This is a genomic window from Betaproteobacteria bacterium (assembly GCA_016720065.1).
GTDB lineage: Bacteria > Pseudomonadota > Gammaproteobacteria > Burkholderiales > Rhodocyclaceae > SSSZ01.
Genome location: JADJXY010000002.1, coordinates 3,109,110 through 3,126,272, shown reverse-complemented (window position 1 = coordinate 3,126,272; position 17,163 = coordinate 3,109,110). Strand labels below are relative to the sequence as shown.

Sequence of the window (17,163 nt, the reverse complement as noted above, 5' to 3'; positions counted from 1 at the left end):
GCGATTTCTCCAGGGATTCAGAACACGCCCGTCGAGAACGGGTTTTTGCTCGGGATGGCGGGAAAGCCGCCGTAGTTGTCGAGGTTGCCGAAGCGCGACTCGCACGTGGCCGTGCTGTGATCGCAGCCGACCGTCAGCAGCACCTCGGTGCCGAATTCAATGGCCACCGGATAGAGCAACTCGACGCCACCACCGTAGTCATTGACGATCATGTGGCGCGCACCTTCCGGGGTTTGCAGCCAGCCACCGGCCAAGCCACCACTGACGCTGCCGGGCGTGCCACCGTCGAGATCGACGTTACGGCCATTGCTGTTGCTCACCAAGGCGCTGGCAGAAATCGGTGAGGCACCACAGGCAGCCGAATACAGCACGTGGGAACACTTGCGGCTGTAGAGCCGCCGCAACCCGATACGCTTGAGACTGACTTGCGCGGATTCGCAGCGAACACGAGCCACATCGTCGGCGACTTCGACGCCCAGCACCCGGCCCATCCAGCGCGTGCCGGAGATCCACCAGTAGTCGCCCCAGGTATCGCGCCGTCCGATGCGCAGGGTGATCGAGGTAGTGTCGCCGGTCAGCGAGTTGGCGAGCAGGTGGCGCACCAAATCACAGTTCGGCGGCAGTTTCAGATCCAAGCCAGCCTTCGCAGCTTCAGCACCCAGCGCCAGTTCGTTGCGTTCCAAGGCCAGGCTCTTGTAAAGATTGCCGTCCAGATCAACGTCGAATTCGTGCGGCGTCAGATAGAACTGCGCGCTGTTGCTGGCGAAGGCGTATAGCTCGACTTCCAGCAATGGGTTCTGGCTCATCGTGCTTACTCTCCCTCGTAGGTTTGACGGTCATTTCCGCGTGGTTCGGGCAACTGGCGCGCGGTCAAGGTGATCTCCAGCAGCGTCGGGCTGTGCCAGTACAGATCGATGGCATCGTGGTCGAGGCGGCAGCGCACGAGGCGAATGACGCGGCTGCCTGCGGGCACCCAGTCGTCGAGGCCCGAGCGCAGCACCAGCACACCGCCTTGATCCAGATGGCAGGTCGCCGTCAGGGCGTACTGCCGATAGCCGTCTGGGTGCACGATCAAGCAGGCGGCGGGGCGATGCCAAAATTCCGAAATTCGCGCGGAGATGTCTTTGCCATCCACGCGCAGGAAGCCATCTTCGGGATCGGCTTCGACGGTCACCCACAGGATCGGAGCCAAGCCATCGGGCAGCCAGAAGGCTTCCAGACGGCCTTGGGTGCGCCACAACCGCGCCCGCCAGATCTCGATTTCATCGAGTGAGCTGGCCAGATAGCGCCGCTGCAAAGTTGTCGTCGCCCACGGATCGTCCCGGCGCACCCACGGATCTGCAGGCGAGAAGTCTTGGCGGGTGATCGTGGCTTGCGCGGCAGCCGTCGGATCGTCACGCCAGTTGCCATCTGGCCAGACCGGGATCTCGTCGAGCCACGGGTCATCGAGGACATCCTGGTCGGGCAATGGCGCAGGCTGGATCTGAGTGGGAATGTTGCCGCCGACCATACCGGGTACCCACTGCGTGAGATCCGCCAGATCGATGGTCTTGCCCCACACCAAGGGCATGATGGTGCTGCCCACGGCTGCGGCGCGTGCCAAGGGCTCCGTCAGCCACAGCAGATCGCTTTCCACATCGCTGAGTTGGGCGATCTGCCAGCCATCGGCGGCGATGATCAAAATCCAGCGGCCATTGTTCTCAGTTTCCTGCCAGCCCTGCACCCCGTCGTAGGTCAGATGCACATTGGCCGAGAGTGGCCCGAACTGTCGCCCGTCAGCTTCGGTCACATTGAGTGCCAGTGCGCCACGTTCGCAGGACTCGGTCAGGTGCACCGCGTACTGCGGCAGCGGCCACAGCGCCATTTGACCGAGATGATCGGCCAGCCAGTCGGCCACCAGGGCATCGGTCTGTCGGGCGCTGCCCACCTTGTAGGTGAGCCAGCGCCGAGGAACACGTCGGCGTGCTTGACGGGATTCGTTGCCACTGGCCAGCCGTGTGACGCTGGTCTGCCACTCCAGCCGTTCCACAAGGGGCTCCATCCAATCATGACGGAAGGCAAACACGCCGCGTTGCGCATCCGGCCAAGGCTGGTCGCCGAAGGCATCCATACCGGTGGCGACGATGGCGCTTGAGGCCGTATCACGGCGCAACACTTCGACCAGAAAGGTCGGTGCATCGATGGGTGGCCAGGGGCCCGCCAAGGATTCCGCCAGCAGGCTGGCCGCCAGATTGGGCGGCAGCGGAGCGACAGCTGTTTCCGGCGTGAAGCTGGCTGCGGTCGCCCCAAAAGTGGCACGCGAGAGCACTTCACTCTGGAAAGCGGGCAGTTCGCTTCCCGGCGTTGGTTTGCTGGAAACCTCCGCGAGGTCTTGAACGACGACGCGATCCGTCATGCCGACTCCACGCCGAACTCAGCGGCATTGAAGGCGGCCTCCGTCCACTGCACGTTGCCGTTCGGATTACGCTCGAACAGCGTGCTCTGCCAGGCCAGTTGCTCCTGCAGAATGATGTCGGTGCTGACGGCGCTTTGCGCACCACTGACCACGAGGCCTTTGACCTTGCCCAGACCGGCGTCGGTCTTGCGCGCCAGCATCGTGAGCTGGACGCCGTAGATGGCGGGCGTGGCCATCACCGGCAGCGGCTCGACATCGAAGGACTGGCGCAACCCCACGTTCGGCGCATTGATCGCCGTAGCTTCGTCCTCGTCGCTCACGGCTTCCCATGCAGCGGTACCGACCGGGCTGGCCGTCCACTGGTTCAGGCTGCCATCGGCCTGTGCCTGCAAGGCATCGACGCGCACATCACCGAGAAAGGTGTTGTTGATCGTGCCGCTGGTGTCGGCGATGTAGAAGTCGTCGACGTCGATGGTGAGCGGACAGCTCTGGCCGGGCACGGCACCCACGAATGCCGTGAGCAGTTGGCCACCGCCCTGGATGGTGTTCTGCGCGGTCATCTGGATGGCCAGGATGCCGTTGATGCGCACTGACAGAATGCCGTTGCTGGTGCCTTGCGTGACCTGCAACTCGATGTAGTGCCAGCCGCGCGCCGGAGCGCTGGCGACTGAGACAGAGATCAACTGGTCATAGCCGTATTGCCAGCGGTAGAGCTTGAGCCGACCGTCCTCGCCGATTTTCACGAGATGCGCGACCTGCGAGTTGGCATCGCGCACGCCCAGCAGCAGTGGCTCGGTGTAGGTGTTTTGGTACGGCACCACGCGAATGGCTGCCCCGACGATCAGGCTGGTCTTGGTGGCGTCGAGGTTCTTGACGTAGCCACCGCCCGAACCTTCCGGCAAACGCAGGGCATAGGAGGACGGACGACGGCCATTGATCCGGGTGGCCTGCGGCGAGAGATACGCCGCCTTGCCACGTGCCAGCCACGGATCGCCAAAGCTGTCCACGGCCTGCGGGTCGTAGTGATCGAAACCGTCGATGAACAGAAGTGCCATTGGACTTTCCCCTGAAAATTCAGCCTTGCAGCGCCGCACGGATGGCCCGTGCATTGCGCCCGATGATGTTGACGATGACTTTCTCTCCGGCAGGCGACTGCAGGTGGTCGTGGGTCACGCCCGGATCGACCGCGTTGACGATGCGCACCGCCTGATTCACCTGCGGCTGCGCGGGCGGCACTTTCACCTCCGGTACCAGCCCGCCCGCTGCGAAGGCCAATTCGCCACCCTTGAAACGTGGGCCTGCCGACAAGCCGTTGAGCGAATCGAGGAAGGCCACACCGACCTGGCGCACGGCGGCCGCCCGCACCACGTACTCGCCTGCGGACAGACGCGCCGGGATCGAATCCGACGTGGCGCTACCCGGGCCGGAGACCAGACCGCCACCCGCGAACTTCTTGATGCCACCCAAGAGCGCCATCACAGCGGCGACCATGGCTACCATCGCGGCCACCGCGAGTGCCGGGCCAACGTAGGGAATGGAAGCCTGCGACGCCGCCGCCCCGGCTCCCGCCTTGGCCGCATCCATCGACACCACGGCGGTGGTTTCGGTGGTCTTTTGCGCGACCTTGGCGGCGCTGGCCGCCGCATCGACGGTCTGCTCCTGCTGGATGAAACCGAGCTTGAGCGCCAGCATCCGCGCCTGCATGGCGATCCACTGCTGAAACGGCTGGATCACGATCTGCTGCAGGAAGGCATCGGCCACCTGCTGGAAGATGCTCGCCAAGGCACTGCGCCAGGTCTGCGCGCCGGTGATCATCCCGTTGAGCGCACCGCCAAAACTCTCGCCGATGCGATTCCACAGCGGGGCCATTTCATCGACCGTGAGCTTGGTGCGATCCAGCTCGTTGCGCCACGCCTGCACGCGAATCACCGCATCCGGCCCGATGGCCTGCGCGGCTTGCTGCATGGTCGGCAACAGGCGCTCCATCTCGGTGGCCGATTGCTGTTGCAGGGCCACGATCTGCTGACGCGCCTGTGCTTCGGTCAGCAGCCCAGCCTGCTGCTGGGTCTGAATGGCCTCCTGCGCATTGCGCAGACGCTCGGTGACCTGCCGCCATTGGGCTTCCAGTGCGGATAGGTTCGCTTGCGCCGCCTTCACGTTGATCAGCCGGTCAACGAGCGACACGCCGTCGGCATCGCTTTCTGCCGCCAGTCGTGCCCGCAGATCCCGGTAGCTGCGCTCGATGGCAGCTTGCCGGTCGGCATCTGTAGCCGTGCCTGTGATCTGTGCCAGTTCCTCACGCGCCTGCGCCAAGGCATCGGCCAGCTCACGCTCGGCTTGCGCTGCCTTGCGCGCATTGGCCTGCTCGATGTCCGTGCGCCGGTTGTTGAGCGTGATGAGGTCGGCTTCCGCCTTGGCCACTTCGGCCTTGGCACGCAGGCGGTCGTTTTCCGACTTGCCGTTGGTGGCGACTTGCTGACTGCGGGCCAGCTCCTGCTGCTTGCGGGCGATCTCGGCGTCGACCTCGCGCTGCTCGATGGCCGTTTTCTGCGTGTAGTAGTCGCGCACCGAGACCAGACGGTCTTCGAGCGCAGCATCCAGCGCAGTTTGTTGCCGGGCCAGACCGTCCTTGAGCAGCGCGAACTCGGCGTCCAGCTGCGCTTTCATCAGCGTGGTTTGCGCGCCGGTCGTGTCCTGCGCTGGCTTGACGGCTTTGGGCTTGGTCAGGCGTTGAAGCAGTTCCGGATCGGCCTGGATCTTGGGTGCCTTGACCTCGATGGGCTTGGGGTCGAACAGGCTGTCACGGAAGGACGCCAGTTCATCCAGCCGTTTGACCAGATTGCCTTTGAGGTCGGCAATGATGGCCTTGGCCCCGTCGGTGTTGCCCTTGAGCGCTTCCACAGCGGCGGCGACACCCGCGCCAATGGCTTCGCCCAAGGCGACGAAGGCCTTGCCGACGGTGGCGGCACCGAGGGCCAGGGTCTTGAGCACCAGCACCACGCCATCCAGGATCGCGCGCAGCGTGCCGCCTTGCTTGGCCGACTCGACCATGCCACCGGCCATATCGTTCAGGGCGGGCAGCAAGGACGCGATGATCTGGTTGCCGATGCTGGTGGTGGCCAGTTTCAGCTTGTCGAGCGCATCGTTGAAGTTGCCCGCCTGCGCCGCAGTCTCACTACTCATCTGCACGCCAAGCGCCTGCATCTCGGCGGCGAGCTCATTGATGCCGTCGCGCCCCTGATTCAGGAACGGGATCAGCTCGGCTCCCGACTTGCCGAACAGTTGCACGGCCAGCGCAGTTTTCTCCGCGCCATCGGGCATGGCCTTGAAGCGTTCGGCCAGATCAAGCAGCACCTGATCGGTGGCGCGCAGGGTGCCGTCCTGGTTCTTGAACTCGACGCCCACCGCGGAGAATCCGCGCGCGGCATCTTCCGACCCGGTCGCGGCTTCCAGCATCGTGGTGGACAGCTTGCGCAGCCCCTTCTCGAACGATTCGCCGGACACACCGGACTGCTCGGCTGCCGGTTTCCATACCGACAGGGTCTCGACGCTGACACCGACACGTTGCGACATCTCGTCCAGCGCGTCGCCAGTGTCGATGGCCGATTTGACCATCGCAGTCAGTCCAGCCACCGATACGGCCACACCAAGGTTGGCCAGCACGCCGTTGACGCTCTTGGCGGTGTCGGTCAGGCCACCCAGGCCCCGCTTGATCGAATCGAAAGCGGTCTTGGTCTGGTCGACGGCACTGATCAGGATTTGGGCACGATTGCTTGCCATCAGACTTTGTCCAGTTCTTGTTGAATCGCCCGCGCCAAGGCAGGTAGTGCGCGTTGCACGCCACCCGCCAGATTCAGTCGTCGTTTGAGATCGACGCGCTTGACCAGCACGGCGATGGGAATCTCCTGGCCACGCTTGATCTGCTTGGCCCCGGTACGACCACGCTCGGCACGCTTGAAGCGGCCAAGCTGCCCGGCGTTCTCTTTGATGTTCTCGGCCATCAGCAGCACGCGACCGTTCTTCTCGATGAAGAAGGCATTGCCCGAGCGCATCAGGCCATCGATGACCGCCTTGAAACGCTTGGGGCCGATGCGCCCGGGCAGCAGCGGTATCAGCAAATTGCCGCTCACCGTGCCGCCTTTTTCATGCAGACCGAGCCAAGGAATCTTGCTGCCCACCAGCAAGGCGGGCAGCAGTTCGGGCTTCTTGTCGAACACCTTCACGCCCATCGAGGAGATGAAGCTGTTGCGCTTGACGGTGAAGGCACTGCGCATCTCGGATCGCGCCGCATCACGCACTTCACGCCCGCCCGATTGCATGCCCTTGGCGACAGCGGTGTGGATGGCACGACGCCGCTCGGTGCTCCACGCCGCCAACTGGCGCGGGTCCAGCAAGCCGGTGGTGGTGAGCGAGAGACGCATGGGTCAGTCCTTGAGCAGATCGCGTTGCAGTTGTTCGATGCCACGCTTCTCGCCCTGGGCTGCCACGGCATGAATGCCGAGCAGCTGGGCAAGCTGCTGCCGTTCGATCTGGCCGTCGGCATCCAGAAAGGCTTGCGCCTGCGTGAGCGTGTAGGCCATCACGTCGCCAAGCCGGTGCCCGGCGCGGATCAGGCGGGCGACGGCACTGTCCCAGCCGAGATCGTCAGTGAGCGCAGCGTCGGCGCGAGTCGCTGGGCCGCGCCCTGAATCGCCGGGACGACGTGCGCCACGAAAAAATCCGCGTTCACCTCGAACACGGCGGCGGCCAGTTGCACGGCGTCCTCCAGCGACAGGTCGTTGATCCACGCGCGTTCACGCCGGGTGGTGATCGCCAGCAAATCCAGCACGGCATCGCCGTGCCGTCCCAGCAGCGCCATCCAGTCCGGATCGCTGGTGATTTCCTCGGCCAGCGGGCGCACCACGGCCAGCAGCCGTGGCAACTCACCCAGCCGGATCGGCGTCAGTTCCAGCGCGGTGCCAGACAGCGTCACGACCACCGGTGAAGGTGGGAAGGTCTTGAAGCCGTCCATCACAGCAGCACCAGACGTCCGAACTGACCGAGATCACCGCCGACTGGCTTGGTCAGATCCGCCAGCACTTGGCCCGACAGCTCGAACTTCAGCAGTTCGTCCGTGATGATCGAGAGTTCCTTGGCCGGGTTGATGGCCACGCGGTAGAGGTCGATCACCACCTCGCGGTTGCCGTCGGCGGTGTTGAGCCCCTCGAAGCGAATCCAGCGCTCGGGCAGCGGCTGGGTGAACATCGCCGTGCTCTGCGCCGCGCCATAGGCGTAATCGACGGTGAACGGCTCGGTGTACGGACCGCCCGACGTGGCATCGAGCACCACCAGTGAACCGTGCTTGGCATTGACGCTGTACTGGCTGACCGGGAGCGTCTTGGGCGTGGCATCCGAGTCCTGGATCTGCACGGCGGACACGTTTTGCATGGCCAACGGATACAGACTGCCCGGCGTGACCGGGTTGGGCAGCAGTTCGCCAGTCACCGTGCCGGGGGTGATCGTGGTCGTGGTGCCGTAGAGCGCGAGCGCCAGGTTGGTGGCGATCAGTTCTTCCAGCGTGCAGGCGAACTCGCCTTTCTTGGTCTTGATGAGTTGCAGGTCGGTCAGGCGCTGACCCGACTGCGCTTCCTGGTGCTCGATGGTGTCCACCGACAGCGACACCTTCAGCTCGGGCACGTTGCCGACGAAGGTCAGCCCGGCCGGGTTGCCGAGTTCATCACGTGCGCCGATGTAGACGCGGCCTTGTCCGGAAAAGTAAGCCATGTTCAGTCTCCTTGGGTGGCTGCAGTTGTGGAAACACCGGACGTGGCATCACGGCGGGTGGGTTTGGAGTCGGCGGCGGGGGTGGTCGCTTTGGCCGTGCCTTGGACGATCAGCCAACGGGCGCTGGCATCATTCAGATCAAGGCGATCACCCACGGCGAGGCGCTTGCCTGCGTGGGTATGGGGTTTCAGTAGTTCGATGTGCATGGGTTCATCCTGTTTGGGTGAGATCAATGGCGTGGGTGCGGTAGCGGATTTCGTAGCGGGCGGGCAGCGCGACGGCCCCGGCGTCGGCGTCGTCGAACTCCCATTCGCAGTCGATCTCGCGCACGGCGATGGCCAGACCGCCCAGATTCGGGTCGGCGAGCATTGCCGCGTGGGCCGCGACCAGCGTCTGGTCGGCGACGTCGAAGGCATCCGCACCGCGTGCCACCACGGCAAGCCGGACGATCAGCAGCCGGTCGACCAGGTGGTTGGCGTGGGCGGTGATGCTGTCGCCATCAACGAACAGCAGCAGCGCTGGACTGGCCTCGCGGGTGACCGGCACGGCAGGCATGCGCAGCACCGGTGTCGGGGCAATCGCAGATGCCAGGCGCGTGACGATCTCCCGCAAGACGCGCTCGCGGACGGAGTTCATGGGGAGTTCCTCAGAGTTGGGAGAGCGAGGCGCGACGCTCGGTGCCGTCGCCGATGGCGCGCACGTCGCGCACCTGATAGGTGTTGCCTGCCACCTCGACCGTGTCCCCGGCAGCCAGCGTCAGCCAGGACGCCGGGTAGTCGATCTGGTAGTCCCGCGACAGCGCAAAACCATCCAGCACGGTTTCGTCCGGGGCACGGAAGGCGCAGTGCACGGTGGTGCCCGCCACCGTGACGGCGGTCAGCAGTCCTGCACTGCGGGCCGCCTCGTACAACGTCGCGACATCCATCAGGCAGCAACGAGCTTGATCAGCACGCCAGGGCGATGGCACATCGGCAGCGGGTTGCTCTGCGTGTGCAGATCGGTACCCCGGTCGAATTTGCGCGGCTCCTGCTTGGCATACAGCGGCTGGCCGATGGTGTTCACGGTCTCGTTGAAGTCCGCTGGCGCGAAGTAGGTCGCGAAGGTATCCACCGTGCCGACCGGGAAGGCATGGGCTTCCCCTGCGGCAATGAAGCGGCGCGATCCCAGCGTGCCGTCGGCCTGCACAAAGGAAGCCTGGCCACGGTATTCCTCGAAGGTGATGCCGCTGTAGCTGAAGCCCGAGCGCATGTCGTTGATCAGCACTGCGCCCTGCTGCCAGTTCTGGTAGGCGGTTTTGACCTCCTTGTGGGTGGTCAGCGCCCGGAAGAACTCGGTCGAGCACAGCACATGCACGCCGGTCGAGAACTCGCCGGTGAGCCCATCTTCCATGAGGCCCAGCAACTCCAGGCAGGCAGTCTTGATTTGCCCGTTGTCGGCCGCCGTCGAAAACTCGAAGGACACCGATTGCGCAGTGATGTCGAACTCGTCGAACAGATCGACGAGTTCACTGCCGTCGGCGTCGAGGATCTTGCCCTTGAGCGCGCCCATGCGCAGATGCTCCAGGGTGATCGCGTGCTTGTTGCGCATGGTCTCCAGATGACGGGCCATGACACCGCCGATGGCTTCCATTTCGGTTTCGGAACCGAAGGCGCGCAGTCCTTGCACTTCCTCGGGCAGCACCACGTCGTCGTGGGGGATGTGCGGGATCACGAAGGAGCGCAGGTTGCGCTTGCCACGTTCACCCACCGTGCCGGGCGAACCGGGCGCGCGGGTGGGCAGCAGGTTCAGACGACCGGCGTACTCCTCGACGATGATCTGCCGGGTGCGCACCGGCTTGGCCGGGAACAGGTTGAGTTGCTCCAGCCGCCCATAGCGGTTGGGCAGGAGGTTGATGGCGGCCGTCAGGCTGGCCATCGAGAAGCCGGGGTTTTCAAAAGGGTTCTGCATTTGGGATCTCCAGAAATGACGAAACCCGCCAGCGGCGGGTTTTGGGGGGAGTGAAACGGAGCGTTGGAAGTGGGTCAGGCGCGGGTTTTAGGCACTCTCGCGGGCCAGGACTCCACGTTCTGCGAGTTGCTTGATGGCAGCCACTTTGTGCGCAGTGCTGATGCCGGTCGGCCAGACCAATGCGCCGCGCGCGACGATGGCGTGGCGGGCGATCAGGATCGCGTCCTCACGGTCAATCAGCGTCGCATCGACGTCATTGCCGAGCACGCCAACGGCGGTTTCCGTGCCGTCCGAAGCGCTCGGGTCGAGGGCCTTGAGCTTGGCGGTAGCCGTTTCGCGGCCCACCACGGTACCCAGCGACAGGTTCTGCGCGGCCGCGACGGTGTCCTGGTCACGCGAGTAGAGATTCGGCGCTTCGTACTTCAACAGGTCGCCGAGATTCTTGGGTTGAGAGACAGTGGGCATGGCTTACTCCTTGGCGGTGAGTTTCTTGACGGCAGCGACCACCGGACTGTTTTCCGGGCGCTGAATGGTTCCTGCCTCGGCGGTGATGCGCGAGGCGATTTCGGGTTGGTCGGCACGGGCGTCGAGCAAGGCGCGGCGCACCTGCGCTTCCGAGAAGCCTGCTGCGAGGAATTCCGCCGTGCGTTGGGACTGGCCCGCGATCAGGCACATCTCTGCAATGGCCTGAGCTTGGCCGCGCCCGCTGGCGAAGGACTGCGCCAGTGCGGCTTGGGCGGCAGGCGTCGGTTGCGGATCGCTGTCGGTCTGCGGCTGGTCGCCCTGTGGGTCGGTGTCGGCCGGATCGCTCGGGTTTTCGTGGTCGTCTTTGGGGTCGGTCATGGTGTTCTCCAGGGTGAAAGGTTTGCTTCGGGGCGGGTTTGAAATGGATTGAGTGGACAGGCTTCGCGGCGAGGCGCGGGCCACGCCAGGCTGCGCCAACCGCTGCTTGGCCGCCAACGCGTCGGTGAACTCGGTCATCACCGCATCAAACGGCATCACCGCGTCGGCGAGGCCTGCTGCCACCGCCTGCTCGCCGTAGAACAGCCCCGCCTCGGTGGCGCGCACGGCATCCGGATCGATGCCGCGCATCTGTCCGACCTGATTCACGAAGATGTCGTAGAGGCGATCCACCTCGGTCTGCAACGCGGTGGTGGCCTGGGGGGTGAGTGGCTCGTGCGGGGAGAAATCGTTCTTGTGGCTGCCCGCGAAGACAGCGGTGTAGTTCAGGCCGTCCTTGGCGTCCTTCACCGACTGGTCGACGTGTAGCGCGATCACGCCAATCGACCCGACGCCAGCGGTCTGCGACAGCGTCAGGCGCTGGCAGGCTGCCGCGATGGCAAAAGCCGCCGAGTACGCGGCATCGTTGGCGTGCGCCCAGATCGGCTTGATGGTGCTGGCAGCGCGGATGCGCTCGGCCAGTTCGAACACACCCGAGGCCTCGCCGCCGGGCGAATCCAGATCGAGCAGGATGCCCGCCACCTGTGGGTCGGCCAGCGCGGCGTCCAGTCGGGCTTCGATCTCGCCGTAGGACATCAGGCCAGAGGCGGCTTCGATACCCATCGAACGTCTGACCAGCGTGCCGACCACCGGGATGACGGCAATGCCCGCCTGACCCGATGTGGCGCTCTGGCGCGGCATGGGCAGCGGCATCGCCATGTCCAGATCGGGCAAGCCGATGCGGGAACCCAGCACGGAGAGGATCACGTCGAGTTTGGGACGCGCAATGAGGAGCGGCGTCCCGTAGAGGCGGGACGCCAGATGAACGAGTTGCATGTCAGTTGTCCTGTTGGTCTTGCGGCACGGCCACCGTGGCGGCCGCATTCATGGGAGCGCCCAATGTCGATGGTTGGGGCGCTTTGTCGTGGCGCGGGTCGGAGTCGAAGACCAGTCCGAGCGCATCGGCACGCTGGTTGTCGGCGGCGATCTCGCGGTCGATGTCCTCGGCGTCGTAGCCGAAGGCCGAGATGGCTTCCGAGCGAGACAGCAGCCCGGCGCGAATGGCGGTCAGCATCGCGTCGAATTCCTTCTTGGGATCGACCCACTGCCAACCCTGTGGAATCCATTTGGCCGCGAAGTAGTCGCGCTTCTTCTCGGTGAACTGCGGCAGCGCCAGCGCGCCTTCAAGTAGCGCCTGCTCCATCCAGGCACGCCAGATCGGGCGGCACAGCTGGTGGACGATCACGCCGTGCTGGATGGCCTCACAGCGGCGGCGAAACTCCAGCAGCCCGGCCCGGATCGACGAGTAGTTCACTTGCGTCAGGTCGCCGGTCAGCATCTCGTAGGTGATGCCCATCGCCGCTGCCACCGCCCGGAACTGCATGCGCAGGAATTCGGCGTAGCTCGCGCCAACGTCGGCAGGCTGACTGAACTTCACGTCCTCGCCGGGCTCCAGGATCTGCATCGTGCCCGGCTCCAGCCCGGCCAATGCTGCACCACTGGCATCCGGCAGTCCTTCACCCATCAGGTTGTCCTCAGGTGACAGGCGCGTGATGAAGCCCGCGAACATCGCGGCGGTTTTCTTGCGCACGAGCTCGGCGTCGTCGTACTGGTCGAGTTCGTTGAGCTTGACCAGTGCGCGCGCCAGCCACGGTTCGCCCCGGATCTGTCCGGGCCGCAAGGGACGAAACAGGTGAATGATTTCGCTGGCCGGGACACGCACTGTGTCGAGACCGCCCACCACGCCACCGGTGCCCGACATCGGAGCCAGTGAGCCATCACCCGGGTGTGAGCGATACAGGTGGTAAGCCACCCGCCGTCCGAGCTTGTCGAATTCGATGCCCGCACGGATCACATTTCCCGAAGCCAATTCCTGATTCAGCGTGGCTGGCAGGTGTTCGGGTTCGAGCAACTGCAATTGCAGGCCCACCGGCAGGCCATCCTCCGGGCGGCGATAGCGCAGCCGCACCAGACATTCCCCGCCTTCGAGCATGGCGCGACAGGCCAAGGCCTGCAGTCCGTAGAAATCGGTCAGTCCGGCGGCATCGGCCTCCTCGCACCAGTCCCACCACAGGCTGTGGATGGCTTCGCGCAAGGGCTGATCAGCCAGCATGCTCTGCGGCTTGATGCCGGTGCCGATGGCGTTCGAGACAAAGGCCTCGACGCCTGCCGCTGCCCAGGCATTGCGGCGTACCAGATCGCGGCTCTTGGCGCGCAATTCGTTCTGGGTGAACGCCAGCGCTGCGACCGCACCGGGATTGCCGACCTGCCACGCCAATGCGCGACGGCCGCCACCGATACCGTCATAGAACGGGGTGCCGCCAAGCAGACTCATGCCGACGCGTCTACGCATTCGGTCAAACCATTGCATGTTCAGAACCCTTTGCCGGTGGTGACCCGGATCTGGCGTGGCGCGCCGGGCCACAGTCCGGTGTCCACGGCCTGCTCGAAGAGGTCGCGCTTGACCGCCGCAATGGCGGCCTGGAGTTCATCGACGCTGCGGTACTCGACGGTCTTGTCGCCAAAGGTCACGCGCTTTTCGCCCTTGACCAGCGCCGCTTCCAGTGCGTCGAGGTGTGCTTGTGTGTAGGCCATCAGCGGAACACCGTGAGGTTGATTTCGGAGGAGTCGTCGAACGATGCAGACGTGGTGGCGCAACTGATGTCGACGTACTGAGCGGTCTTCTGGTCGGTGCTGGATCGCACGATGGCAATGCGCTGCGTGCCGCTGTTGGTGCTGCTGCGGGCAAGCGCCGTCCAGCAATAGTTGGCGTCGGGCATGGCAGTGGCGAAGGTCACGCGGTAGCGACCCGCCGCCGTCCGGGTCACGCTGGCCACGTTGTGCGATGCGCGCACGACGACCTGCGTGCCGACATAGCCGAAACACACCCACGCCCGGGCCACGCCGGGGTGGGTGGCGTCGATCTTGGTCTTAACCTCGAGCCCGACACGACTGGCCAGCGCACTGATGCGCGATGCGAGGCTCATCAGACCAGCGCACCCACAAAGACCGCGACGAAGTCTGTGTCGGTATTGCCGACATCACTGGCTGCGACGGCTCCGATGTTGCTGCGCGCCTGAAGTTGCTCGGCCACGGTCAGCGACTGCGCCGCATCGAAGCGCACGCGGTTGTTGACGGCGGCGAGCAGCGCATCCAGACCACTGGTGCCGTTCTGCAGCAGTTGCTGGATTTCCACCAGCGTGTCGTAGGCGGCATCGGCACCGCCCAAGATCTCGGTCTTGAGCGCATCGAGCAGCGAGACGATCTTGTTGGACGAGTACGTGGTCGTGGCCGCGACGTGCGCATCGTCGATCACCGCCGACGACACCACGGCGGCCTTCAGTTCGTTGATGGCCGCGACCAGATTCGACTTGTCGGTGGTGGTGAGGTTGGCCAGGTTGCCTGCCTTGGCGCGGACGTCGTTGAACTCCTGCGCGACGCGGATGACCAGGCTTTCGATACGGGTAGCAAGACTCATGTTTTCTCCTTGGGGTGTCAGGACAGCCAGCGGCTTTTGATCACGCGCCGACCGGTGTTACGGTTGCCAGAAACAGCGAGGCCACCGCGTTGGGTGGCCTCGTTGATCGATTCAGTAGGTGTTTCAAGGGCTGGCGGACTGGCCAGCCCCAGTTGTCGCTCCAGTTCCCGCCAGTGACGTTCCTCGAAGCGATCCAGACCCGCCGCCGATGCAGCCGCGCGGGCGTAGACGTAGCAGTCGAGCGCTTCATTGCGCTCGCGCATCTTTTGCCACTCGCGCACCGGGAAGCCGTTGCGGTCGCGGCGGGTGATCAGTTGTTCCGCGCAGAGTTGCTGGATGAACTCGGCGTCGATCTTGGGCAGATGGACGAACCCGGCCGGGAACACCGTGGTCAATCCGTCCTCGCCAACATCTGCGCTCTTGCGCAGGTTGTTGTAGAACTCGAGCTTGGCGATGCTGACCGCCACCGTGTACACCTTGATGCCCCGGCGCAGCTTCTTGCCGCCCTGCGAGACATCGATGGCGGTCGGCGTGCCGATCAAGGCTGCACCGCGAGGCACACCCTTGACCGCCATCACACGCGAATCGCGGCAAGCCCGCACAAAGGCGTAGGCCTCCTGCGTCGCAAAGCCGGTGTCCAAGGCAAAGCGCACCAGCGGCATCGCCGCGCCGGAGGCGTGTGTCCAGGTTTCGGCCAGCATTTCAGCAAGGCGCTTCCACACCGTGTCGCGGGCGGTGTCCCCCATCAGCACGCGGTGCTCGACCAGCCACGACTCCTTGCCGCGCCCGAAGGCCCAGACCGAGGCCTCGATGCGATCCTTCTGCACGTCGGCCGCGCCTACCAAGAGCAGACCACCTTGCGGCACCGTGCCGACGCGGTAGTCCTCGCGGCGCTCGACCAGCCGTTGCCAGTCCGGCGCTTCGCCTTCCTCGACCCAGGTTTCACCCAGCTCGGTGTTCTTGAAGGTCTTGATGGCGGCGGCCGATCCCGACTCTTTACTGACGGCGGCTTCCCACGCAGCGGCGATCTCACGCCACGAACGCCAGCCCACCGGGCTGTATAGCGACGACAGGTGGAAGCCTGCCGTCTTTCCCGCGCCATCGGTGATCATCGCGCGCCACTCGCCGTGCTCCAGCATCCACGTCTTGTGATGCTCGGCAATCGCGGTGTCACATGACTCACAGATGTAGGCAGCGGTCTCCGGTTGCCCTTTGTCCCAACGCAGCTGCTCGAAACGCAGCCACTGCCGGTGCGAGCAATGCGGACACGGCACGAAGTAGCGACGTTGGTCACTGGCCTCGTACTCGCGCTCGATAGCCGATGCCCCTGAGATCGTCGGCGTCGAGACGATGAAGATCTTGCGCCGCGCGAAGGTGCGTGTACGCGCCTCGGCCAGCGAGATTGCGTCCCCTTCACCCTCGACGTCCAACGGATAGCCGTCGACCTCGTCGAGGAACAGATACCGCACAGGCATCGAGCGCAGCCCGACCGCGCTGTTGGCCCCGGTCATCACCAGCACGCCACCCCGGAACTCCTTGGCCAGGATGGTGTTGCCGGAATCCCGGCTGCGCGCCGGTGCAATCAGTTCAGCCAGTGCGGACGACTCCTCGATCAGCGGATCGATCCGCTGCTTGGAGTTGCGCTTGGCCATCTCCACTGTTGGCCACACCGCCATCATTGGCCCGGGTGCGTGGTGGATCACATAGCCGATCCAGTTCGATCCCATCTCGGTCGCGCCAAGCTGTGCCGCCTTCATGAACACCACGCGCTCGACCGGCGAGGTCGGCGACAGGCAATCCATGATGGCTTTCAGGTACGGCGTGCGACTGGTACGCCAGCGCCCGGGTTCGGCAGATGCCTTGCTGGAGAGCATCCGATGGCGATCCGACCATTCGGACACGGTGAGCAGCGGGTCGGGAGTCAGTCCTTCGCGCCACGCGCGTTCAATCTCGGCAGCGCCTTCGTAGTCCATGTTCATCAATCCACCCTCGGGCGCATCTCGCCCAGTTCCTGCAGGTGCTCACGCACCGCCGCCTCCAAGGCGATGTGCATCGTGTGAGGATCGACGCCGAGCTTGGCTGCCATCTGTGCCGAGATGCGTGCGGGCCAGTTGAGCCAGGCATCGCGTTCGGAGCGCGCCAGCTTGAAAACATGGGCGATGGCCTGCGGCCGATCTACCAGCTCGCCCTTGAGGCGGGCCAGGCGCACCTTGTTGGTTTGCGCCTTGACCACTTCGTTGACCGTCCGCGCTTGCAACAAGGACGTGCCACCTGCTGCGGATGTTGCCAATGAGGCTGCTTGTCCATCTGCTGTAGGTCCGCTGGACTCCGGGACGGCGACCTTGACCGCGCGGGTGGCCGTGCCACTGCGCGGTGCATCGGAATTGCGCGCCCACTCGCGGTCGACGCGCTCGGCATCAATCGTTCCGTCTGCCTCCGGCGTGATCCGCCCAGCAGCGATGGCCTTGCGCACCGCTGCATCGGACACCCCTCGGTGGCGTGCGTAGGCACGAATCGAAATACCCATATTTCCCCTTCGGGGCACCTTCAATCATTTGTTCGTCATTCCTGCGGATTGAGCTTGGCTTCCATCTGGAACAGCGCGTTCATACGTTCGTCATCAACACCATGAAAGGACACG

20 protein-coding genes are annotated in these 17,163 nt (G+C 64.7%); all 20 read right to left on the bottom strand.

The genetic code is table 11. The features are described from left to right. Window positions 1–17: 17 nt before the first annotated feature. Window positions 18–806: a phage BR0599 family protein gene (locus IPM73_18000; GenBank protein ID MBK8919875.1), complete on the bottom strand. Its 789-nt coding sequence runs from the start codon at window positions 804–806 to the stop codon at window positions 18–20. Window positions 807–811: 5 nt separating this feature from the next. Next, window positions 812–2,395, bottom strand: a complete 1,584-nt coding sequence (locus IPM73_17995) for a hypothetical protein (protein MBK8919874.1) — start codon at window positions 2,393–2,395, stop codon at window positions 812–814. Further along, window positions 2,392–3,450, bottom strand: coding sequence for a hypothetical protein (locus IPM73_17990; protein MBK8919873.1), 1,059 nt, complete (start codon window positions 3,448–3,450; stop codon window positions 2,392–2,394). Before IPM73_17990 ends, IPM73_17995 begins: the two co-directional genes overlap by 4 nt. 19 nt (window positions 3,451–3,469) lie before the next feature. Continuing rightward, window positions 3,470–6,175: a phage tail protein gene (locus IPM73_17985; GenBank protein ID MBK8919872.1), complete on the bottom strand. Its 2,706-nt coding sequence runs from the start codon at window positions 6,173–6,175 to the stop codon at window positions 3,470–3,472. Continuing rightward, window positions 6,175–6,816: a hypothetical protein gene (locus IPM73_17980; protein ID MBK8919871.1), complete on the bottom strand. Its 642-nt coding sequence runs from the start codon at window positions 6,814–6,816 to the stop codon at window positions 6,175–6,177. The genes IPM73_17985 and IPM73_17980 overlap by 1 nt, the downstream gene beginning before the upstream one ends. Before the next feature lie 3 nt (window positions 6,817–6,819). Further along, on the bottom strand, window positions 6,820–6,975 hold the full coding sequence (locus tag IPM73_17975) for a hypothetical protein (protein ID MBK8919870.1): 156 nt from the start codon (window positions 6,973–6,975) through the stop codon (window positions 6,820–6,822). Window positions 6,976–7,004: 29 nt separating this feature from the next. After that, window positions 7,005–7,406 (bottom strand): hypothetical protein, encoded by a 402-nt coding sequence (locus IPM73_17970; GenBank protein MBK8919869.1) that lies wholly within the window; start codon window positions 7,404–7,406, stop codon window positions 7,005–7,007. Beyond that, entirely contained in the window at window positions 7,406–8,158 is a 753-nt protein-coding gene (locus IPM73_17965; protein ID MBK8919868.1) for a hypothetical protein, read from the bottom strand. Before IPM73_17965 ends, IPM73_17970 begins: the two co-directional genes overlap by 1 nt. A gap of 2 nt (window positions 8,159–8,160) precedes the next feature. Continuing rightward, on the bottom strand, window positions 8,161–8,364 hold the full coding sequence (locus IPM73_17960; protein ID MBK8919867.1) for a hypothetical protein: 204 nt from the start codon (window positions 8,362–8,364) through the stop codon (window positions 8,161–8,163). 4 nt (window positions 8,365–8,368) lie between these two features. After that, window positions 8,369–8,794, bottom strand: a complete 426-nt coding sequence (locus IPM73_17955; GenBank protein ID MBK8919866.1) for a hypothetical protein — start codon at window positions 8,792–8,794, stop codon at window positions 8,369–8,371. 10 nt (window positions 8,795–8,804) lie between these two features. Continuing rightward, window positions 8,805–9,083: a hypothetical protein gene (locus IPM73_17950; GenBank protein MBK8919865.1), complete on the bottom strand. Its 279-nt coding sequence runs from the start codon at window positions 9,081–9,083 to the stop codon at window positions 8,805–8,807. After that, entirely contained in the window at window positions 9,083–10,105 is a 1,023-nt protein-coding gene (locus tag IPM73_17945; GenBank protein ID MBK8919864.1) for a major capsid protein, read from the bottom strand. The genes IPM73_17950 and IPM73_17945 overlap by 1 nt, the downstream gene beginning before the upstream one ends. Before the next feature lie 87 nt (window positions 10,106–10,192). After that, the gene (locus IPM73_17940) at window positions 10,193–10,570 is read right to left on the bottom strand and encodes a head decoration protein (protein ID MBK8919863.1); all 378 of its coding nucleotides are present in this window, start codon (window positions 10,568–10,570) and stop codon (window positions 10,193–10,195) included. A gap of 3 nt (window positions 10,571–10,573) precedes the next feature. Next, window positions 10,574–11,881 (bottom strand): S49 family peptidase, encoded by a 1,308-nt coding sequence (locus IPM73_17935; protein MBK8919862.1) that lies wholly within the window; start codon window positions 11,879–11,881, stop codon window positions 10,574–10,576. A 1-nt stretch (window position 11,882) separates the two neighbouring features. Beyond that, the gene (locus tag IPM73_17930; GenBank protein MBK8919861.1) at window positions 11,883–13,415 is read right to left on the bottom strand and encodes a phage portal protein; all 1,533 of its coding nucleotides are present in this window, start codon (window positions 13,413–13,415) and stop codon (window positions 11,883–11,885) included. Window positions 13,416–13,417: 2 nt separating this feature from the next. Next, a complete protein-coding gene (locus tag IPM73_17925) occupies window positions 13,418–13,639 on the bottom strand; it encodes a hypothetical protein (protein MBK8919860.1) in 222 nt (73 codons plus the stop codon). After that, a complete protein-coding gene (locus IPM73_17920; protein MBK8919859.1) occupies window positions 13,639–14,031 on the bottom strand; it encodes a hypothetical protein in 393 nt (130 codons plus the stop codon). The genes IPM73_17925 and IPM73_17920 overlap by 1 nt, the downstream gene beginning before the upstream one ends. Continuing rightward, window positions 14,031–14,522: a hypothetical protein gene (locus tag IPM73_17915; GenBank protein ID MBK8919858.1), complete on the bottom strand. Its 492-nt coding sequence runs from the start codon at window positions 14,520–14,522 to the stop codon at window positions 14,031–14,033. Before IPM73_17915 ends, IPM73_17920 begins: the two co-directional genes overlap by 1 nt. A 17-nt stretch (window positions 14,523–14,539) precedes the next feature. Beyond that, on the bottom strand, window positions 14,540–16,501 hold the full coding sequence (locus IPM73_17910) for a phage terminase large subunit family protein (protein MBK8919857.1): 1,962 nt from the start codon (window positions 16,499–16,501) through the stop codon (window positions 14,540–14,542). Beyond that, entirely contained in the window at window positions 16,501–17,049 is a 549-nt protein-coding gene (locus tag IPM73_17905; protein ID MBK8919856.1) for an elements of external origin, read from the bottom strand. The genes IPM73_17910 and IPM73_17905 overlap by 1 nt, the downstream gene beginning before the upstream one ends. Window positions 17,050–17,163: the final 114 nt, after the last annotated feature.